This window comes from bacterium, assembly GCA_035945995.1.
Classification (GTDB): Bacteria; Sysuimicrobiota; Sysuimicrobiia; order Sysuimicrobiales; family Segetimicrobiaceae; genus DASSJF01.
The window spans coordinates 1-3,279 of sequence record DASYZR010000162.1 but is presented as its reverse complement, the minus strand read 5'-3'; the positions used below and the strand labels follow the sequence as shown (position 1 = coordinate 3,279).

Genomic DNA, 3,279 nt, shown 5'->3' with positions numbered 1-3,279 from the left:
AGGGCGCTCGCAATACGGCGGCCGTCCGCGAGGACAAACGTCTCCTGAGCGTGGGGCGTGACGCCGAGCCGCTGGAGGACGGCCGCCGGAACGGTCGTATAGGTGGCCCCTGTGTTCACCAAGGCCTCGAGGGCCTCAAATGGACCGGTTGGCCCGGCGCCTAGCTCGATGGCGTGGCGAAAGGTTCCCACGGCGACGCCTGTACTCTAGCCGCGTTTCGACGTCCGTTCAAGTGGTGTCGTAGGTCAATGATCCTGTCCCCCTAATGGGTTCATGAAAATGTCACTCCCTGCAGTTTGAGGTGCTTGCGGCGGATCTCTTCGCTCATAGTTCGCCGCCACGGGTGATCGGCTGACGGCGTGTGGGCTGGAGAGCGCGGTGGCTGCGGTGGGGGGCTGGGTCGGCGAACGTGCTGCCGATGGGAGAGTGGTTTGGCCCGGAGCCGGTGGCCGCGGTAGTAGACGGCCAGCGTGCCATTGAGGCGGGCATAGACGTCGACGCGAGTGCCGGTGTAGCTGCGGCCGCCCGGGCCGGGCGCAAGTTGCAGCAGGCGCCCGTCGAGCGAGATGGTGTTGTCGTGGCTGACGGTGCGCTGGTACTTAAAGCAGCAGATGCGGTCGAGATGAGGCGGGGCGGGTTGCCAAGCCGGCTCGGGATCGGCGGCTGGCTGGGCGAAGCGCGCGTTGTAGCGCGGGAGAAAGTGATCGAGGACGCGCTGGGCGTCGGCGAGCGTGCGGGCCTGCGCGAGCCGCAATTCGACGACGAGGCGATCCTGGAAGGTGCCAAAGAGACGTTCGATGCGGCCCTTGCCCTGGGGCGAGGACGCGGGGATCCAGGTGATGCCTAATTCCTGGAAGGCGCGGCCGAGCTGCGTCGAGGGCACGGTATCCGTCAATTGCTCCATCACGGACCGGGGCGTGCGGGGATCGCGATGAAACAAGCCGTGGCGATCGGTGTAGGCGCCAGCGGGGACACCATAGCGTTGGATGAGGCGGCGGAGAAGCAGGAAATAGCCATGGGCGTCTTCCTCCGGGCGAAAGACCCCGGCGAGGACTTCGCCGGTGGCGTCATCGATGGCGGCGAGAAGCACGAGCCAGGGCCCGCGATCTTCGAGCCAGGAATGGTGGCTGCCGTCCAGCTGGACGAGGAGCCCGGCCTGGGGCATGCGCTCGCGGCGGCGACGATGGCGGGGCGGGCGGCGCGTGCGAGGACTGCCGATGCCGGCGGCACGCAGCAGGCGCTGCACGGTCTTGCGGGACACCCGGATGCCCTCACGGTCCGCGAGGAATTCGGTGAGCTGGTGATCATTCACACCGGTGTAGAGGGTCCGCGCGAGACTCAGGATGCGGGCGCGGATTTTCTCAGCGAGCCGGCGTGGGGACGGCCGACCGCGGTTGCCATGGGCAAGGGCCGCCGGGCCCTGCTGTTCGAGCCGTCGTCGGAGCCGCCGAATGTGTCGTGGCGACAGAGCCAAGAGCCGGGCGGCTTCCCGGCCGCGCAGGACCCCGTCAAGGACCCGGGACAAAACGTGCATGCGCTGGTGCTCCCGCTGGGTCAAGGTGATCGTCTCCCTCGTCATGAGAGGACATATTCACTGACCCATTAAGGGAGGACAAAATCATTGACCTATTACACAGTTGAGTTGTTCGAATTGACACCGACAGACGCGTGTGCTACCGTAAGTCACAACTGAATAGCAACTCTTATCCAGAGTGGTCGAGGGACGGGCCCGATGACACCCGGCAGCCTACCAGGTTTTCCCGCCTGGCGTGGTGCTAAATCCCGCGGAAGATCCAATTCCGGTAGATAAGAGGGAGTGATCCCCCTCGGAGTTGGGAGGGGGATTTTTGTTGCGTCCAAATGCGGGCGCGACGCGAACGGGATGGGAGGGGAGAGATGGGAGCAACGGGGCTGATGTGTCGCGAGTGTGGCCGGCGGTACGCGCTCGATCCGATCTTCGTGTGCGAAGCTTGTTTCGGTCCGCTCGAAGTCGAGTACGATCACGGCGGGCTCGCCGGTGAGGCGCTGCGGACGCGGATACTCTCCGGTCCGGCGTCGATCTGGCGGTACCAGGATTTTCTTCCGGTCCAACGCGTGCCGGCTTGGGACCTCGCTCCCGGTTATACGCCGCTCGTCCGGGCCGAACGGCTCGGCCGGGTCCTCGGGCTCCGCAACCTGTACCTCAAGAACGACACCCGCAATCCGACCTGGTCGTTCAAAGACCGCGTCGTAGCGTGCGCGCTCGCCGCGGTGCGCACGTTCGAGTTCAGCGTGGTGTCCTGTGCCAGCACCGGCAACCTGGCCAACGCCGTCGCGGCCCATGCGGCGAAAGCCGGCCTCCGGGCGGTCGTGTTCATTCCGACCGGGCTCGAGCGCGCGAAAATCGTCACCACGTCGGCGTACCGGCCCACGCTCGTGGAAGTCGAGGGCACGTACGACGACGTCAACCGGCTCTGCCTCGAGATCGGGGAAGAGCACCGCTGGGCGATCGCCAACGTCAACCTGCGGCCGTACTACTCGGAGGGCGCGAAGACGCTCGGGTTCGAAGTCGCCGAGCAGTTGGGGTGGCGGGCGCCGGACCGCGTCGTGGTGCCGGTGGGCTCGGGCAACATGTTTGTGAAGATCCAGAAGGCCTTCGAGGAGTTTCAGCGGCTCGGGGTGATCCCGGCGCACACGGTGCGGATGACCGCGGCGCAGGCGGAGGGGTGCGGACCGATCGCGACGGCGTACCACGCTGAGACCGATACGGTCGTGCCGGTGATCCCGAGCACCGTCGCCAAGTCGCTCGCGATCGGCAACCCGGCCGACGGTCCGTACGTGCTCGACATCGCGCGCCGCACGGGCGGGGCCGTCGAGGCCGCGTCCGACGAGGAGACGGTTGACGCGATCCAGCTGCTTGCCGAGACCGAGGGGCTGTTCACCGAGCCGGCCGGCGGCGTCACGGTGGGCGTGCTGCGGAAGCTGGCGCTCGCCGGCGCCATCGATCCGGACGAAACGGTCGTCGCCTACATCACCGGCATCGGGTTGAAGGCCCTCGAAGCCGTGGAGTCGCGGCTCGCGGCGCCCGTGCGCATCAAGCCGACCCTCGCGTCGTTCGAGGCGCGCGTGCTGCAGCCGGCGACGGCGTAGGGGAGAGTTTCGCCACAGATTCGGCAGAAGGTCCCGCGTTGGACGGGGAGGGAGCGTTCTCATGGCGGTTCGGGTACGGATTCCCACGCCGCTGCGCCAGCTCACGAACGGCGCGCGGCTGATCGAGGTCGGCGGCGCCGACCTGGCCCA

At 67.2% G+C, this 3,279-nt stretch carries 2 protein-coding genes and 1 riboswitch; of the genes, one reads left to right on the top strand and one right to left on the bottom strand.

Features of this window, described 5'->3' with window-relative positions:
• Positions 1-271 precede the first annotated feature (271 nt).
• Positions 272-1,534 carry an ISNCY family transposase gene (locus VGZ23_19080; protein ID HEV2359699.1) on the bottom strand — a complete coding sequence of 421 codons (1,263 nt, stop codon included), beginning with the start codon at positions 1,532-1,534 and terminating at the stop codon, positions 272-274.
• Positions 1,535-1,700: 166 nt separating this feature from the next.
• A riboswitch (SAM riboswitch) is annotated at positions 1,701-1,813 on the top strand.
• Between the two features lie 83 nt (positions 1,814-1,896).
• Here VGZ23_19080 and thrC point away from each other — a divergent pair.
• Positions 1,897-3,129 carry a threonine synthase gene (gene thrC / locus VGZ23_19075; protein ID HEV2359698.1) on the top strand — a complete coding sequence of 411 codons (1,233 nt, stop codon included), beginning with the start codon at positions 1,897-1,899 and terminating at the stop codon, positions 3,127-3,129.
• Positions 3,130-3,279 lie beyond the last annotated feature (150 nt).